The sequence below is a fragment of the Paraburkholderia sp. Ac-20342 genome (assembly GCF_017104985.1).
Taxonomy (GTDB): domain Bacteria; phylum Pseudomonadota; class Gammaproteobacteria; order Burkholderiales; family Burkholderiaceae; genus Paraburkholderia.
The window spans coordinates 1-17,287 of sequence record NZ_JAAGPQ010000130.1; the positions used below are offsets into that span (position 1 = coordinate 1).

Consider the following 17,287-nt stretch of genomic DNA (forward strand, 5'->3'; position numbering starts at 1 on the left):
TGCATCGGCGCTGGCCGTGGCGCCCGCGCCGGGCGAAGCGGTCGTCGCGCTGCGCGTAACCCAGGATAGCTGGTTCAGCGTGCGCGACAAGGACGGCAAGGAACTGTTCTCCGGTCTCGTGCATGCGGGGGACCCGAAGCAGGTGACGGGTGTTGCGCCGTTCAAGGTGACGGTCGGCAACAAGGCTGGTCTCGAATCGCTGACGCTCGACGGTCAGCCTGTCGATCCGGCGAAATATGCGGCAGCCAGGGGCAACGTGGCGCGTTTTGCGTTGCCTTGACAGATACGGTGTGCGCCGCGGCCAACCGGGCCGCGGCGCTTTTTCAATTCAGGCGCTGCGTTTTTGCGTAGCGTGTGCGGCGTAAATGGGTTTTTCGATGCAATCCGAAGCTCAATCCCAATCCAGTAGCAAGATCGTTTCAGACGAGCCGGTGTTCGGCGGTTCCGCGATGCGGCGCAAGTCGCACGCGGTCAACGTCCGTTGGGGCGGCCAGCTCGTCACCATCGGCGGCGACGCGCCCGTGCGCGTGCAGTCGATGACCAACACCGACACCGCCGACGCGATCGGCACCGCGATCCAGATCAAGGAGCTGGCGCAGGCCGGCTCGGAACTGGTGCGCATCACGGTGAACACACCAGAAGCGGCGGCGGCCGTGCCGGCGATCCGCGAGCAGCTCGACCGTATGGGCGTGATGGTGCCGCTCGTCGGCGACTTCCATTACAACGGCCATCTGTTGCTGCGCGACTATCCTGGCTGTGCGGAAGCGCTGTCGAAGTACCGCATCAACCCGGGCAACGTCGGGCACGGCGCGAAGCGCGACACGCAGTTCGCGCAAATGATCGAGGCGGCGGTCAAGTACGACAAGCCGGTTCGCATCGGCGTGAACTGGGGCAGTCTCGACCAGGACCTGCTCGCGAAGATGATGGACGAGAACGGCTCGCGCGCCACGCCGTGGGAAGCGCAAAGCGTGATGTACGAAGCGCTGATCCAGTCGGCGATCGGCTCGGCCGAACGCGCGGTCGAACTCGGCCTCGGGCGCGACCAGATCATCCTGTCGTGCAAGGTCAGCGGCGTGCAGGACCTGATCGCGGTGTACCGCGAACTCGCGCGCCGCTGCGACTTCGCGCTGCATCTGGGCCTGACCGAAGCGGGCATGGGCTCGAAGGGCATTGTCGCGTCGACGGCGGCGCTGTCGGTTCTGCTGCAGCAGGGCATTGGCGACACGATCCGTATTTCGCTGACACCGGAACCGGGCGCGTCGCGCACCGGCGAAGTGATCGTCGGCCAGGAAATCCTGCAGACCATGGGGCTGCGTTCGTTCACGCCGATGGTGATCGCGTGCCCCGGCTGCGGCCGCACCACGAGCACGCTGTTCCAGGAACTCGCCTCGCAGATCCAGACCTATCTGCGTCAGCAGATGCCGGTGTGGCGCGACCAGTATCCCGGCGTCGAACAGATGCACGTCGCGGTGATGGGCTGCATCGTCAACGGCCCGGGCGAGTCGAAGCAGGCCAATATCGGCATCAGCCTGCCGGGCTCCGGCGAAAACCCGGCCGCGCCGGTGTTCATCGACGGCGAGAAGGTGAAGACGCTGCGCGGCGAGAACATCGCGCAAGAATTCCAGCAAATCGTGAGCGACTACGTCGAGCGCCGTTATGGCCGCGCCGACGCGCTCAACTAAATAGCGGCGATCGAAATACAGATGACTGAACAGAAGAAAAAGCTCGAGAAGCTGTCCGGTGTGAAGGGCATGAACGACATCCTGCCGCAGGAAGCCGGGCTCTGGGAATTTTTCGAAACCACCGTCAAGTCGATGCTGCGTTCGTACGGATACCAGAATATCCGCACGCCGATCGTCGAGCATACGCAGCTGTTCACGCGCGGTATCGGTGAGGTGACCGACATCGTCGAAAAAGAGATGTACAGCTTTACCGACGCATTGAACGGCGAAAACCTGACCATGCGCCCGGAAAACACGGCGGCGGTCGTGCGTGCGTCGATCGAGCACAACATGCTGTACGACGGTCCGAAGCGCCTGTGGTACGTCGGCCCGATGTTCCGTCACGAGCGTCCGCAGCGCGGCCGTTATCGGCAGTTCCATCAGGTCGGCGTCGAGGCGCTCGGCTTCGCGGGTCCGGACGCGGACGCGGAAATCATCATGATGTGCCAGCGCCTGTGGGACGACCTCGGCCTCACCGGCATCAAGCTCGAAATCAACTCGCTCGGCCTTGCTGAAGAGCGCGCCGCGCATCGCGTCGAACTGATCGCGTACCTCGAAAAGCACATGGACGTGCTCGACGAAGACGCGAAACGCCGTCTCTACACGAACCCGCTGCGCGTGCTCGATACGAAGAACCCGGCGTTGCAGGAAGTCGCGCAGAACGCGCCGAAACTGATCGATTTTCTCGGCGAAGAATCGCGCGCGCACTTCGAAGGCCTGCAGCGTCTGCTGAAAGCGAACAATCTGCCGTTCACGATCAACCCGCGTCTCGTGCGCGGTCTCGATTACTACAATCTGACCGTGTTCGAGTGGGTCACCGACAAGCTCGGCGCGCAAGGCACGGTCGCGGCGGGCGGCCGCTACGATCCGCTGATCGAGCAGCTGGGCGGCAAGCCGACGGCGGCGTGCGGCTGGGCGATGGGCGTCGAGCGCATTCTCGAACTGCTGAAGGAAGAGAACCTCGTGCCCGAAGACGAGGGCTGCGACGTGTACATGGTCCATCAGGGCGACGCGGCGCGCGAGCAGGCCTTCATCATCGCTGAGCGTCTGCGCGATACCGGCCTCGACGTGATCCTGCATTGCAGCGCGGACGGCCAGTCGGCGAGCTTCAAGTCGCAGATGAAGCGCGCCGACGCGAGCGGCGCCGCGTTCGCGGTCGTGCTCGGCGAAGACGAGATCGCCAACGGCACGGTCGGCGTGAAACCGCTGCGCGATACGTCCAACGGCGGTAAGAACGAGCAACAGAACGTGCTGGCCGAAGACTTGACCGAATATCTAATCAATGCGATGGTTGCAACCGCCGAAGACGGCGACGACTGATCGCGATGTCGTCGGGCCGGCTGGCTCGACACGAACACGTAGCAAGAAAGAGGAAATCGCCGGGCGATGAGTTACCACGACGAACAAGAATCGATTGAAAGTCTGAAGGCATGGTGGAATCAGTGGGGCAACGCGACCACGTGGATCGTGCTGGCGGTATTGTTGGCGGGTGCGGGCTGGAACGGCTGGAATTTCTGGCAGCGACGTGAGGCAGCGCAAGCCGCGGTGCTGTATGACCAGGTGCAGCAGGCCGTGGCAGCGGGCGACAAGGACAAGGTCACCCGCGTGGCCGCCGACATGGAAGACAAGTTCGGCCGCACCGCTTACGCGCAGATGACCGCGCTCGGTGCAGCCAAGGCGCTCTACGCGGCCGGCGACGAAGCTGGCGCGAAGGCGCAACTGCAATGGACCATCGATCACGCGAAGGACGACGAGTTCAAGCAGATCGCGAAACTGCGCATGGCTTCGCTGCTGCTCGACGACAAGGCTTACGACCAGGGTCTCGCGCTGCTCGCCGAGCCGCAGTCGGATGCCTTCAAGGGTATCGTGGCGGACCGCCGCGGCGATCTGCTCGCTGCTCAAGGCAAGCACGACGATGCGCGCGCGGCCTACAAGATCGCGCTCGACTCGCTGTCGAAGAGCGACAGTTCGGCGCGCCAGTTGATCCAGTTCAAGCTCGATGCGCTCGGCGGCTGAGCGTCTTGCGCGACGCGCCATGAGCCACGACCGCAAGACGGTTTCCTTTAATTAATCTCCTGAATGCTTCGTCCACCGATGAATCTGCTGAAACGTTACGCTGTGCCCGTTATCTGTGCGATGGCCGTTCTCTCGCTGGCGGCTTGCTCATCCACGAAAGACGTGCGCCGTGTGCCGACGCCGCTCACCGAGTTCAAGCCTGTGCTCGACGTGCAGCAGTCCTGGTCGGCGAGTGTGGGCAAGGCGGGCCGTTACCTGTTCTCGCCGGTCGCGGTCGGCAATGCCGTGTACGCCGCCGGCGCGAACGGCACCGTCGCGAAGATCGACGCGCAAACCGGCAAGGACGTGTGGCGCACCAAGCTGCACGACGACCTCTCGGCGGGCGTCGGCAGCGACGGCACGCTGACGGCGGTCGGCGGCCTGAAGGGCGACGTGTACGTGCTCGGCGCGGACGGCAAGGAACTGTGGACCGCCAAGGCTCCCGGCGAGATCATTTCGCCGCCGCTGGTCGGCAACGGCCTCGTGATCGTGCGCACGGTCGACGGTCAGATCGTCGCGTTCAACGGGCAAACGGGCGAGCAGAAATGGAACTACCGCAACCGCGCGGTGCCGCTCAACCTGCGCGTGTCGTCGGGCATGACGTTCGCGGGCGACGCGGCGGTGCTGGCCGGTTTCCCGGGCGGCTCGTTCTCGGCGATCAATCTGCAAACCGGCGACAACTACTGGCAAACGCCGGTGTCGTATCCGAAGGGCGTGACCGAAGTGGAGCGCATCAACGACGTGACCGGCCCGCCCACGCTGGTCGGCTCGCAGACCTGTGCGGTGACGTTCCAGGGCCAGATTGGCTGTTTCGACGCGAACTCGGGCCGCTCGCTATGGAGCAAGGCATTCTCGAGCACGAGCGGCCTCGCGCAGGATGATCGCAGCGTGGTCGCCGCCGACGACTGGTCGGTCGTCTCCGCGTTCGACGGGAGTAATGGCTCGGTGCTGTGGAAGAACGAGTCGCTGAAGAACCGCGATCTGAGCGTGCCGATGCTGCTCGGCCGCGCGGCCGTATTCGGCGACTACCAGGGTTACGTGCACTTTCTGTCGAACGCCGATGGCACGCTCGTCGCGCGCATGAAGACCGACGGCAGCGCAATTAGCGCGGCGCCGGTGCTGGCCGGCGACACGCTGGTCGTGCAGACACGCGACGGCGGCCTGTTCGGTTTCCGCCCGCGCTGATCGCAGGGCATGCTGTTTGGCGCGCAGGCCGGTTTTGCCGGCCGCGCGCGTTTTAACTGAGAGTCGGGCTGGGAATCTGGCTGAAAAGCGAGGTTTGAACCGGCGCCTGAACGTGCTGGCGAGTGTCGGGCGCCTTGGGTCGATGGATCGGTCTGTTTGCCGGGTTGCTCGCGCAGACTCAAAAGAAGAAATCCGCCGGACGGGCTGGTCCGGCAAGTCGGATCGGAAGCTGTCCCGCTCGTCATGCGCGGTGGCTCGCGCGCCTTTTTTGCGGCATCGTGAAGAAGAGCGCGATCGCATGCGCAGGCGAGCCGTTGCGCAGCGAAGTCTGAATCCGGCGGCTCCCTGGTGCCGCCCGCAGCCCACCGCCGTCCGCCCGGATGCGCCTATCGAACGCACATCCGGAGCTGGCTGAATTCGTGATAATTTCGTCAAAACGCCGCCGCGCGGCGGCCTGACGTCGCTACGCGTGCGATCGGCTCCGATCCCGCGTTTCACCGTGAACAATATCTGATGAAACCCGTTATTGCCCTCGTCGGGCGCCCCAATGTGGGGAAATCCACGCTGTTCAACCGCCTCACGCGCTCGCGTGACGCACTGGTTGCCGATCTGCCAGGTCTCACGCGCGATCGTCACTATGGCGAAGGGCGCACCGGCGAGCGGCCGTATCTGGTCGTCGACACCGGCGGCTTCGAGCCGGTCGCGAAGGACGGCATCCTGCACGAGATGGCGCGGCAAACGCGCCAGGCGGTCGAGGAATCGGACGTGGTCGTGTTCATCGTCGACGGCCGCAACGGCCTCGCGCCGCAGGACAAGTCGATTGCCGACTATCTGCGCAAGGTCGGCCGGCCGATCTTCCTCGTCGTCAACAAGGCCGAGGGCATGAAGTACACCAACGTCGCCGCCGATTTCTACGAGCTCGGCCTCGGCGACCCGCGCGCGATTTCGGCGGCGCACGGCGATGGTGTTACCGACATGATCGACGAGGCGCTCGCAGTCGCCTACGCCGGTCAGCCCGAAGAGAGCGAGGAAGGCAAGGAAGCGCGCGGCGTGAAGATCGCGATCGTCGGCCGGCCGAACGTCGGCAAGTCGACGCTGATCAACGCGCTGGTCGGCGAGGAGCGCGTGATCGCGTTCGACATGCCGGGCACCACGCGCGATTCGATCTATGTCGACTTCGAGCGCAACGGCAAGCCGTACACGCTGATCGACACGGCCGGTTTGCGCCGCCGCGGCAAGGTGTTCGAAGCGATCGAAAAGTTCTCGGTCGTGAAGACGCTGCAATCGATCTCGGACGCGAACGTCGTGATCCTGCTGCTCGACGCGCGCCAGGATATCTCGGACCAGGACGCGCACATCGCCGGTTTCGTCGTCGAGCAGGGCCGTGCGCTCGTGGTCGGCGTGAACAAATGGGACGGCCTCGATCCGCATGTGCGCGAGCGCACCAAGGGCGATCTCGAGCGCAAACTAAAATTTCTCGACTTCGCCAAATTCCATTTCATTTCCGCCGCGGAAAAAACCGGAATCGGGCCGCTGATGCGCTCGGTCGACGACGCCTACACGGCCGCGATGTCGAAGCTGCCGACGCCGAAACTGACGCGCGCGCTGATCGAGGCGGTCGAATTCCAGCAGCCGCGCCGTCGCGGGCCGGTGCGTCCGAAGCTGCGTTACGCGCACCAGGGCGGCCAGAATCCGCCGATCATCGTGATTCACGGCAATGCGCTCGATGCGATTACCGATACCTATAAGCGCTACCTGGAAAACCGCTTCAGGGAAACTTTCAAGCTGATGGGCACTCCATTGCGAATAGAGTTCAGATCCTCGACGAACCCTTACGCGGACAAAGGCTAAAAGAACGCCGGGTCTCGCGGCGAGCCGGAGCCAGGCCTCGCCGCGAAGCCGGGAGCAGAGCCTGAAACCCGCGTGCGTGCTGGGTTTGGCCGAATGGCCGGGCGCCGCGCGTGGAAATGAAAATCAGCTATAGTGTAGCGGTTGGTGGCGGATCTCTTTTTCTTCGTCGCCAATTCAGTCAACCTGCAAAAAAATACGGAGTTTGCTATGAGCAACAAAGGGCAATTGTTACAAGACCCGTTTTTGAACGCACTGCGTAAAGAGCATGTGCCGGTGTCGATCTATCTGGTCAACGGCATCAAGCTTCAAGGGAACATCGAATCGTTCGACCAGTACGTCGTGTTGCTCCGGAATACGGTCACCCAGATGGTCTACAAGCACGCTATCTCGACAGTCGTGCCGGCCCGTCCGGTGAATTTCCACCCGGATTCCGAACAGTCCTAACCCTCGCCGCGGCCGGCACGATGTCGCCCGTTGGCGATTCTCTTCCGGCCGCGTCATTTTGATACCCTCCAATTTGATCAATGCAGCGCTTGTTGGCATCGACTTCGGCAAGATCGATTTCGAAGCCAGTCTCGAAGAACTCAGCCTGCTCGCGCAAAGCGCGGGCGCGAATCCCGTAGTCACCCTCACCGGACGCCGTTCCAGTCCCGACGCGAAGATGTTCGTCGGCAGCGGCAAGGCGGAAGAACTGCGCCTTGCGTGCGAAGCGAACGACATCGAACTCGTGATCTTCAACCATGCTCTGGCGCCTGCGCAGCAGCGCAATCTGGAGCGGGCGCTTAACCGGCGCGTGGTCGATCGCACGAGTCTCATCCTCGATATTTTTGCGCAGCGCGCCCGCAGCCACGAAGGCAAGCTGCAGGTCGAACTCGCGCAGTTGCAATATCTGTCGACCCGGCTGATTCGCGCGTGGACCCACCTCGAACGCCAGAAGGGCGGTATCGGTTTGCGCGGCCCCGGCGAAACGCAGCTCGAAACCGACCGCCGGCTGATCGGCGAGCGCATCAAGGCGCTCAAGATCCGTCTCGACAAGCTGCGCCGCCAGCATGGCACGCAGCGTCGCGCGCGCAATCGCAACCAGACGATGTCGGTGTCGCTCGTGGGCTATACGAACGCGGGCAAGTCCACGCTCTTCAACGCGCTGACCAAGGCGCAGGCGTACGCGGCCGACCAGCTGTTCGCGACGCTCGACACGACTTCGCGGCGCGTCTATCTCGGCGACGAAGCGGGGCAGGTCGTCGTGTCCGACACGGTCGGCTTCATTCGCGAATTGCCGCACCAGCTGGTCGCGGCGTTTCGCGCGACGCTCGAGGAAACCATTCACGCCGATCTGCTGCTGCACGTGGTCGATGCGTCGAGCGCGGTGCGGCTCGACCAGATCGACCAGGTCAACGAGGTGCTGCACGCGATCGGCGCGGATACGGTCCGGCAGGTGCTCGTGTTCAACAAGATCGACGCGGTGCCCGAGCTGGCGGCCCGTGGCGAGGCGGTCGAGCGGGACGAGTATGGTAATATTTCGCGCGTCTTTTTGAGCGCGCGCACGGGGCAGGGGCTTGATACGTTGCGCGCCGCCATCGCTGAAATCGCTACAGCCGAACCGCTTGCCGACATGCCGTTCGACCCGTCGGAAGACATCCGTACGACAGAACCGCGCGAGAACCACAAGATTCCAGAACTCGGGCACTGACCCGTTCCAATTGCACTGATCCGCTGTCTACTCTGGTGAACGAACACAGGTGAACGATTACAACGAGCGGAGTATCTGGCTGCGTATGCGCGCCTTGCTTTCACTGAACGATCCGCGTTGGGGCCGGGGCGACGGCAATGGCGACCGGCAGCGTCCGAACGATCCAAAGCGTCCGGCTCGCGACGGTGAAGGTCCGCCCGATCTCGACGAAATGTGGCGCGATTTCAACCGCCGCTTGAGCCGGATGTTCGGCCGCAAGGGCGGCGGTGTCGGCGGCGGCCGTCCGGACAACGGGCGTGGCGCACGCATCGGCGTCGGCATCGTGATCGGCGTGCTGATCGCGATCTATCTCGGCAGCGGCGTATTCGTCGTGCAGGACGGTCAGGCCGCCGTCGTCATGCAGTTCGGCAAGTATCGCTATACTGCGGGGCAGGGCGTGCACTGGCGTCTGCCGTATCCGTTCGAAGCGCACGAGTTCGTCAACGTCGGGCAGATCCGCCAGATCGAGATCGGCCGCAGCAACGTGGTGCGTCTCGCGAACGTGAAGGACGCGGCGATGCTCACGCACGACGGCGATATCGTCGACGTGCGCTTTGCGGTGCAATACCAGGTGCGCAAGCCGACCGACTTCCTCTTTCGCGGTGTCGATCCCGACCAGAGCGTGGCGTATGCCGCGCAGGCGACGGTGCGCGGCATCGTCGGCGCGCAGAGCACCGCCGATCTCCTCGCTCAGGATCGCGAAACATTGCGTCAGCAGTTGATGGCCGCGATCCAGCAATCGCTCGACCAGTACGAGTCCGGTCTCGCCGTGACGGGCGTGACGATCCAGAGCGTGCAGGTGCCCGAGCAGGTGCAGTCCGCGTTCGAAGACGCCGCTCGCGTGCGCGACGAAAACGAGCGCGCGAAACGCGATGCCGAGGCCTATGCGGCCGATCTGCTGCCGCGCGCGCAAGCCGACGTCGCGCGTCAGATCGAGGACGCGAAAACCTATAGCCAGAATACGGTGGCGCAGGCGCAGGCCGAGGCCGAGCGCTTCGGGCAGGTCTACGCGCAATACTCGAAGGCGCCTGCCGTGGTGCGCTTCCGCCTGTACATGGAAACCATGCAGCAGATTTATTCGAATGCGACCAAGGTGTTCGTCGACGCGAAGAACGGCAACAACGTGCTGTATCTGCCGCTCGACAGACTGGTCGAACAGAACCGCGAACGCCAGGCAGCGGCTGCAGCCGCTTCGGCCGCCACCGCTGCGAGCGCGCCGCCGGCGGCGAGCGCGGCGGATGGGGCCGCCGCTTCGGCTGCCTCGGCTCCGGCCGATACCGGCGCCTCGGCCGATACCCCGGCGGCTTCGCCAGCTTCTCCAGCTTCCCCTGCCGCCGCGGCCACGCCCGCGAGCCGGGCCGCCGGTGTGTCGCTGCGTTCGCGCGAAGCCTTCCGCAATCGCATGCGCGAAGACGACGTTCAATAAGGAGCGCGATACATGAACAGAATCATTGCGCTCGTCGTCGCGGTCGTCATCGTGCTGCTCGCGGCTTCGTCGATGGTATTCGTCGTCGATCAACGCCATATGGCCGTGCTGTCTGCGCGCGGCGACGCGGCGCCCACCCTGCTTGGCCCGGGCCTGCACGTCAAGCTGCCGCCGCCGCTGCAAACGGTCACGCTCGTCGACAATCGCATCCAGTCGCTCGACGCGCCGGACGAAGATCATTACGTCACGTCGGATAAAACCGAACTGCTCGTCAACCCGGTCATCAAGTTTCGCGTGACCGATCCGCTCAAGCTGGTCGCCGAAACGAAGGGCGACGTGCAAAGCCTGCCGGACCGGCTCGCGCTGCTGTCGCGCGGCGCGCTCGGCGACGCCTTCGGCAAGTTCACGCTGTCCGATGCGCTTGCCAAACAGCAGGCCGTCGCCGACGAGGCGCGCGGCGCGCTCGATAAGGGCGCGGCATCGTTCGGCGTGTCGGTGGTGGACGTGCAGCTCACGCGCGTGGATTTTCCGGCGGCCATGGCCGACTCGGTCTTCAAGCGCATGATTGCCGCACGCGAACAGGCCGCAGCCGACGAACGCGCGAAGGGCACGGCGCAAGCGGACCAGATCCGCGCGGACGCGCTCGCGAAGCAGCAGGCGGTGCTCGCGGACGGTCTTGCGCAGGCGCAGGGCATTCGCGGCGAAGGCGATGCGAAGGCCGCGGAAATCGCCGCCGAGGCGTTCAACAAGGACCCGCAGTTCTACCAGTTCTATCTGAGCATGCAGGCGTACCGGAAGACCTTCAAGCCGGGCGATCTGATCGTGGTCGATTCGAACAGCGAGTTCTTCCGCTTCATGCGCAGCCCGAGTGGCGGCGCCGCTCCGGACGCTGCCGCGCCGCCCCGCAAACGCTGATTACCGAAGGCCGCGGCATCCGCATCGCGGCCACTTCATTCGCATGGACATAGCCGGCTCGTTACTGCTCGCGATCGCCTTGATGCTGATTATCGAAGGCATGTTTCCCTTCGTTTTTCCGGCCGCCTGGCGCGACACGTTCCGTAAAATAGCGGAGCGGCCGCCGCATCACATTCGTGTCGGCGGACTCATCGTGATGCTGCTCGGGCTGATCCTGCTGCTTATCGCGACCTGAAGTAACGGAAGTTTTGCGGGACGTCTGCCGCGCGAGCGGCGGCGCACGAAACGCGGCGCGTCAGCTTCGCACGCCGGCCATGCCGCCGCCCCGTCGATTCTTCACGTGCTTGCGAAACGGGCGCGCTAAGGGACCTAACGAGGGACATGACGGGGGGCCGCCGAGCACCGCCCGAACGCTTGCCCCAGCCGCCAGAATCGAGCCGCTGGACGCCATTCACACTCACTTACCCGGCGTTTCAAGACGCCGTGTTCAACGCCGTAGGACTGTATCGATGTCGACCTGGTTGCTTCCCGAGAATATTGCCGACGTGCTGCCGTCGGAGGCCCGCAAGATCGAAGAATTGCGGCGTCATCTGCTCGATCGTTTTCGCTCGTACGGCTACGAGATGGTCATGCCGCCGCTGCTCGAATACCTCGAGTCGCTCCTGAGCGGCGGCGGCCACGATCTGAACCTGCGCACCTTCAAGCTCGTCGATCAGCTGTCCGGCCGCACGCTCGGCCTGCGCGCCGACATCACGCCGCAGGTCGCGCGTATCGATGCGCATCTGCTGAACCGTCAGGGCGTCACGCGCCTGTGCTATGCGGGCAATGTCGCGCATACGCGGCCGCGCGGTCTGCATGCGACGCGCGAGCAGATCCAGATCGGCGCGGAAATCTACGGTCATGCCGGTCTCGAAGCGGACCTCGAAATCCAGCAACTGATGCTCGACGCACTGCGTCTTGCCGGTCTCGACAAAGTGCGCCTCGACCTCTGCCATGCAGGCGTGCTCGCCGCGCTGATCGAAGCCGAGCCGGCCGCGCAAGCCCTGGGCCAGACGCTCTACGACGCGCTCGCGGGCAAGGACGTGCCGCGTCTCGTCGAGATGACGGCGCAATTCTCGCCGGTGATTCGCGACGCGCTGCGCGCGCTGCCCACGTTGTACGGCGACGCGTCGGTGCTCGAGGAAGCGCGCGCGCGTCTGCCGAACTCGCCGGCCATCGCCCGCGCGCTCGACGACCTCGCGTTCCTCGCGAGCCAGGTCGAGGGCGCCGAAGTGATGATCGATCTCGCCGATCTGCGCGGCTACGCGTATCACAGCGGCGTGATGTTTTCCGCCTACGTGGACGGCGTGCCGAACGCGGTCGCGCGCGGCGGCCGTTACGACCACGTCGGCCAGGCCTATGGCCGCGCGCGCGCGGCAACCGGCTTCTCGCTCGATCTGCGCGAAGTCGCGCGCATCTCGCCGATCGAAGCGCGCAGCAGCGCGATCCTCGCGCCGTGGCGGCATGACGAGGCGCTGCGTGTCGCGGTCGCTGCGCTGCGCGATACGGGCGAAGTCGTGATCCAGGCGCTGCCTGGCCACAAGCACGATCTCGATGAATTCGCATTCGATCGCATGTTGGTCGAGCGCAACGGCGCCTGGGTTGTCGAACCGCGCGCTTGAGGCATACCTGAGCCGTACCTGGGCGGCGCCCGAGAGCCGTCGCCTGGGTGCGTGCCGGCCAGACCTGTCCAGGGCTCGTCCCCGCGTGCGCCACAGGGCGGCGAAGCCGCCGCCAGAACCCGGCAGCGGCAAGGCCGCTGCAAGCTGCCGCGCAACTTTCCCCATACTCAACATAACGTGCATGCCGTTGAGCGGAAACGGAAAAATTCCGGAAGCTTCCGCGAACCTAGGTAGAATACGTTTTTAACCAGCTTACGAAACAACATGTCTGCCAGCGCAGTGAATGTGAACCCCGGGCGCAACGTCGTCGTCGTGGGTACCCAGTGGGGTGATGAAGGCAAGGGCAAGATCGTCGACTGGCTGACGGACCACGCTCAAGGCGTCGTTCGCTTCCAGGGCGGTCACAATGCCGGTCACACGCTTATCATCGGCGGCAAGAAAACCATCTTGCGTCTGATTCCGTCGGGCATCATGCATCCCGGCGTCGCGTGCTACATCGGCAATGGCGTCGTGTTGTCGCCGGAAGCGCTGTTCAAGGAAATCGGCGAGCTCGAAGCCGCCGGCATCGACGTTCAGAAACGTCTGTTCATTTCCGAAGCCACCACGCTGATCCTGCCGTACCACATCGCGATCGACCAGGGCCGCGAAGCGCGCCGCGGCGCGGGCAAGATCGGCACGACCGGCCGCGGCATCGGCCCGGCCTACGAAGACAAGGTCGCGCGCCGTGGCCTGCGCGTGCAGGACCTGTTCGATCCGCAAGCGTTTTCCGAGCGTCTGCGCGAAAACCTCGACTATCACAACTTCGTGCTCACGCAGTACCTCGGCGCCGCCGCAGTCGACTTCCAGCAAACGCTCGACACGATGCTGAGCTACGCCGACCGTCTGAAGCCGATGGTCACCGACGTGTCGCGCCGTCTCTACGACGTCAACGCCAACGGCGGCAATCTGCTGTTCGAAGGCGCGCAGGGCACGCTGCTCGATATCGACCACGGCACCTATCCGTTCGTCACGTCGAGCAACTGCGTCGCGGGTGCGGCGACTGCCGGCGCGGGCGTCGGTCCGCAAAAACTGAACTACATTCTCGGCATCACGAAGGCGTACTGCACGCGCGTCGGTTCGGGTCCGTTCCCGAGCGAACTGTACGACGCCGACAACGCCTCGCGTCAGGACCCGATCGGCCTCGAACTCGCCACCGTCGGCAAGGAATTCGGCTCGGTCACGGGCCGTCCGCGCCGCACCGGCTGGCTCGACGTCGCCGCGCTGCGCCGCTCGATCCAGATCAACGGCGTCTCGGGCCTGTGCATGACCAAGCTCGACGTGCTCGACGGCCTCGATGAAGTGAAGCTGTGCGTCGGCTACACGGTCGACGGCCAGAACGTCGATCTGCTGCCGCGCGGCGCGACCGAAGTCGCGCGCTGCGTGCCCGTCTACGAAATCTTCGCGGGCTGGAAGGAAAGCACGGTCGGCATCAAGGAATGGGACAAGCTGCCGGCCAACGCGCGCGCGTATCTCTCGCGCGTGCAGGAAGTCGCCGGTATTCCTATCGACATGGTTTCCACCGGTCCGGATCGCGAAGAAACGATTCTGTTGCGTCACCCGTTCAAGGTTTGAGTCATGCAGGGCGTACCGATGATCGCGATGAAAGATCCGCGTAACGACGAGAAGAACCTGTGGGTCGGCTGGGACGAGTATCACCGGCTGATCGAACTGCTCGCGCTGACCGTGCACGAGTCGGGCTGGAAGTTCGACAAGATCCTGTGCCTTGCGCGCGGCGGCCTGCGCGTCGGCGACCAGCTCTCGCGCATCTACGATCTGCCGCTGGCGATTCTCGCCACGAGTTCGTATCGCGAAGCGGCCGGCACGGAGCAGGGCGAACTCGACATCGCGCAATACATCACGATGACGCGCGGCGAACTGCAGGGCAATGTGCTGCTCGTCGACGACCTCGTCGATTCGGGCGTCACGCTCGCACGCGTGCAGCAGCATCTGAAGGAGCGCTATCCGGCCATCACCGCGGTGCGCTCGGCCGTGCTGTGGTACAAGGGCTGCTCGAAGGTGAAGCCCGACTATCACGTGCAGTACCTGGCCACGAACCCGTGGATTCATCAGCCGTTCGAGGAATGGGACACGGTGCGTCCGCATAACCTCGGTGCGTGGATCAAGCGCGGCATTGCGCAGGCGCAGGAGTCGTCGGGCCAGTGATGCCTATCCCGCGCCTTACACGTGTTTTACATTCGTGTATCGCGCGGTTTTCATCCAGTGTTCATCGCCGTGTTCATCGCCGTATTCAGAAAACGGAGCCCAGCCGGGCTCCGTTTTTTTTGTGGGCGCGGCACGGCGTCGGCTATCCTTCAGCGTATCGCGAAGCCGGTGCGCGAGATGCCGGCCATATGATCCCCAATGCAGCAGACGCGTTCATATCGCAGTGCTACACTGCGCGGACCATCCACGTCGCGTATCCACAACAAGGCGGGCGGCGTCAGATGGGGAGTTTAGAATAGCGGTCGTTTTTTCCGCCTGGGAACGGATCCTCTCGCGTCTATGACAGATAACAATCACGCACACAAGCAGCCGCTGTCTTCCCTTGCGATTGCCGCGATCGGAGTGGTGTTCGGCGACATCGGCACAAGCCCGTTGTATTCGCTTAAAGAGGCTTTCAGTCCGTCGCACGGCATTCCGTTGACCGATCAATCGATTCTCGGCGTGATCTCGCTGCTGTTCTGGGCGATCGTGATCGTGGTCGGCATCAAGTACGTGCTGTTCGTGATGCGGGCCGACAACAACGGCGAAGGCGGCGTGCTCGCGCTGATGGCGCTCGCGTTGCGCTCGCTCGATCAGAAGTCGAAGATGGCCGGCCTGCTGATGATGCTCGGCATCTTCGGCGCCTGCATGTTTTATGGCGACGCGGTAATCACACCGGCCATTTCGGTGATCTCGGCGGTCGAGGGTCTCGAGATTGCCGCGCCGCATCTGTCACACCTGGTGCTGCCGCTCACGATCGTGATCCTGATCGTGCTGTTCTGGATCCAGCGGCATGGCACGGCCACGGTCGGCCGGCTGTTCGGCCCCATCATGGTGCTGTGGTTCATCGTGCTGGCCGCGCTCGGCCTGTGGCACATCATCCAGTCGCCGAGCGTGATCCGCGCGCTCAATCCGTACTATGCCTACACGTTCATGGCCGCGCACGTGCTGCAGGCCTACGTGGTGCTCGGCTCGGTCGTGCTGGTGCTGACCGGCGCCGAGGCGCTCTACGCGGACATGGGCCACTTCGGCGCGAAGCCGATCCGCATGGCCTGGTACATTCTCGTGATGCCGTCGCTGGTGCTCAATTACTTCGGCCAGGGCGCGCTGCTGATGCACGACGCGAAGGCCATCGAAAATCCGTTCTTCCTGCTCGCGCCGGACTGGGCGCTGCTGCCGCTCGTCGTGCTGTCGACGGTGGCGACCGTGATCGCGTCGCAGGCGGTGATTTCGGGCGCGTATTCGCTGACGAGCCAGGCGATCCAGCTCGGCTACGTGCCGCGCATGAAGATCCTGCACACGTCGGACCTCGCGATCGGGCAGATCTATGTACCGGTCGTGAACTGGATGCTGCTCTTCATCATCCTGTGCATCGTGATCGCGTTCAAGAGCTCGGATAATCTCGCCGCCGCGTACGGTATCGCGGTGACGGCCACGATGGTGATTACGACCGTGCTCGCGTGCGTGGTGATGGTGAACGTGTGGAACTGGAACAAGCTGCTCGTCGCGCTCATCATCGCCGTGTTCATGGCGGTCGACCTGGGCTTCTTCGGCGCGAATCTGCTGAAGGTCGAAGAGGGCGGCTGGCTGCCGCTCGGCATCGGCGCGCTGCTGTTCTTCCTGCTGATGACGTGGTTCAAGGGCCGCATGCTCGTCAAGGAGCGCACGGCCGCCGACGGTATTCCGCTGATGCCGTTCCTGCAGGGGCTGCTCGCGCATCCGCCGCATCGCGTGTCGGGCACTGCGATCTATCTGACCGGCAGCGATTCGCTGGTGCCGGTGAGCCTGCTGCACAACCTCAAGCACAACAAGGTGCTGCACGAGCGCACGATCTTCCTGACTTTCGTCACGCGCGATATCCCCTACGTGAACGATGCCGAGCGCGTAACGGTCAGGGATATGGAGGGCGGCCTGTGGCTCGTGAAGGCAGCCTACGGCTTCAACGAAACGCCGGACGTGAAGGCGGTGCTGCTCGACGTCGGCCGCACGCACGACATGACCTTCGAGCTGATGGACACGTCGTTCTTCCTCGCGCGCGAAACGGTCGTGCCGACGCAATTGCCGGGCATGTCGGTGTGGCGCGAACGCGTGTTCGCGTGGATGCATCAGAATGCCGCGAAGCCGACGGACTTCTTCAGTATTCCGGCGAACCGCGTCGTGGAATTGGGAACGAAGATCGAGATCTGATTTATCCCGTATCTGACAGGCGGGAGCGCAAACAGAAAACCCACGCATGGCGTGGGTTTTCTGTTTCTGCGCGTCGTTCGCGAGTATGCGGGCATCGAGTTGCCCGTCGCTTGCGACTACGCAAAGAGCGGTGCGAGTCGGGCGAAGCGCGTCCGTCGATCCGACGCGCTCACTCCACTCGTCATGCTCCTCGTACGCTGGCTTGCGCCTGCTTACTTCTGCTTGAGCTTCGCGAAAGCCGCGGCCATTGCGCCCGACGGTTCCGGTTCGCGCGAACGCGGCGGCGCGCCGCGTCCCGCGCCGCCGCGGTTGAAGC

At 64.2% G+C, this 17,287-nt stretch carries 15 protein-coding genes; all 15 read left to right on the forward strand.

From position 1 onward, the window contains the following. A partial coding sequence (locus G3N58_RS31430; protein WP_206001123.1) for a DUF4115 domain-containing protein occupies positions 1-280 on the forward strand: 280 nt, incomplete at its 5' end. 85 nt (positions 281-365) lie between these two features. After that, on the forward strand, positions 366-1,682 hold the full coding sequence (gene ispG, locus G3N58_RS31435; protein ID WP_167044939.1) for a flavodoxin-dependent (E)-4-hydroxy-3-methylbut-2-enyl-diphosphate synthase: 1,317 nt from the start codon (positions 366-368) through the stop codon (positions 1,680-1,682). A gap of 21 nt (positions 1,683-1,703) precedes the next feature. Next, a complete protein-coding gene (gene hisS / locus G3N58_RS31440; RefSeq protein ID WP_167044942.1) occupies positions 1,704-3,041 on the forward strand; it encodes a histidine--tRNA ligase in 1,338 nt (445 codons plus the stop codon). A gap of 66 nt (positions 3,042-3,107) precedes the next feature. After that, the gene (locus G3N58_RS31445) at positions 3,108-3,737 is read left to right on the forward strand and encodes a tetratricopeptide repeat protein (RefSeq protein WP_167044945.1); all 630 of its coding nucleotides are present in this window, start codon (positions 3,108-3,110) and stop codon (positions 3,735-3,737) included. Between the two features lie 78 nt (positions 3,738-3,815). Further along, the gene (gene bamB / locus G3N58_RS31450) at positions 3,816-4,961 is read left to right on the forward strand and encodes an outer membrane protein assembly factor BamB (RefSeq protein ID WP_206001124.1); all 1,146 of its coding nucleotides are present in this window, start codon (positions 3,816-3,818) and stop codon (positions 4,959-4,961) included. Between the two features lie 513 nt (positions 4,962-5,474). Next, positions 5,475-6,812 (forward strand): ribosome biogenesis GTPase Der, encoded by a 1,338-nt coding sequence (der, locus tag G3N58_RS31455; protein ID WP_205990096.1) that lies wholly within the window; start codon positions 5,475-5,477, stop codon positions 6,810-6,812. Between the two features lie 207 nt (positions 6,813-7,019). Beyond that, positions 7,020-7,256 carry an RNA chaperone Hfq gene (hfq, locus tag G3N58_RS31460; protein ID WP_006051315.1) on the forward strand — a complete coding sequence of 79 codons (237 nt, stop codon included), beginning with the start codon at positions 7,020-7,022 and terminating at the stop codon, positions 7,254-7,256. Between the two features lie 58 nt (positions 7,257-7,314). Beyond that, complete coding sequence (hflX, locus tag G3N58_RS31465) at positions 7,315-8,502, forward strand: GTPase HflX (protein ID WP_167044954.1); 1,188 nt, start codon at positions 7,315-7,317, stop codon at positions 8,500-8,502. Positions 8,503-8,551: 49 nt separating this feature from the next. Continuing rightward, the gene (gene hflK, locus G3N58_RS31470) at positions 8,552-9,967 is read left to right on the forward strand and encodes an FtsH protease activity modulator HflK (RefSeq protein ID WP_206001125.1); all 1,416 of its coding nucleotides are present in this window, start codon (positions 8,552-8,554) and stop codon (positions 9,965-9,967) included. 12 nt (positions 9,968-9,979) lie between these two features. Then, positions 9,980-10,882: a protease modulator HflC gene (locus G3N58_RS31475; protein WP_206001126.1), complete on the forward strand. Its 903-nt coding sequence runs from the start codon at positions 9,980-9,982 to the stop codon at positions 10,880-10,882. A 43-nt stretch (positions 10,883-10,925) separates the two neighbouring features. After that, a complete protein-coding gene (locus tag G3N58_RS31480; protein WP_167044963.1) occupies positions 10,926-11,117 on the forward strand; it encodes a DUF2065 domain-containing protein in 192 nt (63 codons plus the stop codon). A 274-nt stretch (positions 11,118-11,391) separates the two neighbouring features. Next, the gene (locus tag G3N58_RS31485; protein ID WP_206001127.1) at positions 11,392-12,543 is read left to right on the forward strand and encodes an ATP phosphoribosyltransferase regulatory subunit; all 1,152 of its coding nucleotides are present in this window, start codon (positions 11,392-11,394) and stop codon (positions 12,541-12,543) included. 264 nt (positions 12,544-12,807) lie between these two features. Next, complete coding sequence (locus tag G3N58_RS31490; RefSeq protein WP_167044968.1) at positions 12,808-14,154, forward strand: adenylosuccinate synthase; 1,347 nt, start codon at positions 12,808-12,810, stop codon at positions 14,152-14,154. Positions 14,155-14,172: 18 nt separating this feature from the next. Continuing rightward, positions 14,173-14,745 (forward strand): phosphoribosyltransferase, encoded by a 573-nt coding sequence (locus tag G3N58_RS31495; RefSeq protein ID WP_167045359.1) that lies wholly within the window; start codon positions 14,173-14,175, stop codon positions 14,743-14,745. 339 nt (positions 14,746-15,084) lie between these two features. Then, positions 15,085-16,971 carry a potassium transporter Kup gene (locus G3N58_RS31500; protein WP_167044970.1) on the forward strand — a complete coding sequence of 629 codons (1,887 nt, stop codon included), beginning with the start codon at positions 15,085-15,087 and terminating at the stop codon, positions 16,969-16,971. The last annotated feature ends 316 nt before the right edge of the window (positions 16,972-17,287 follow it).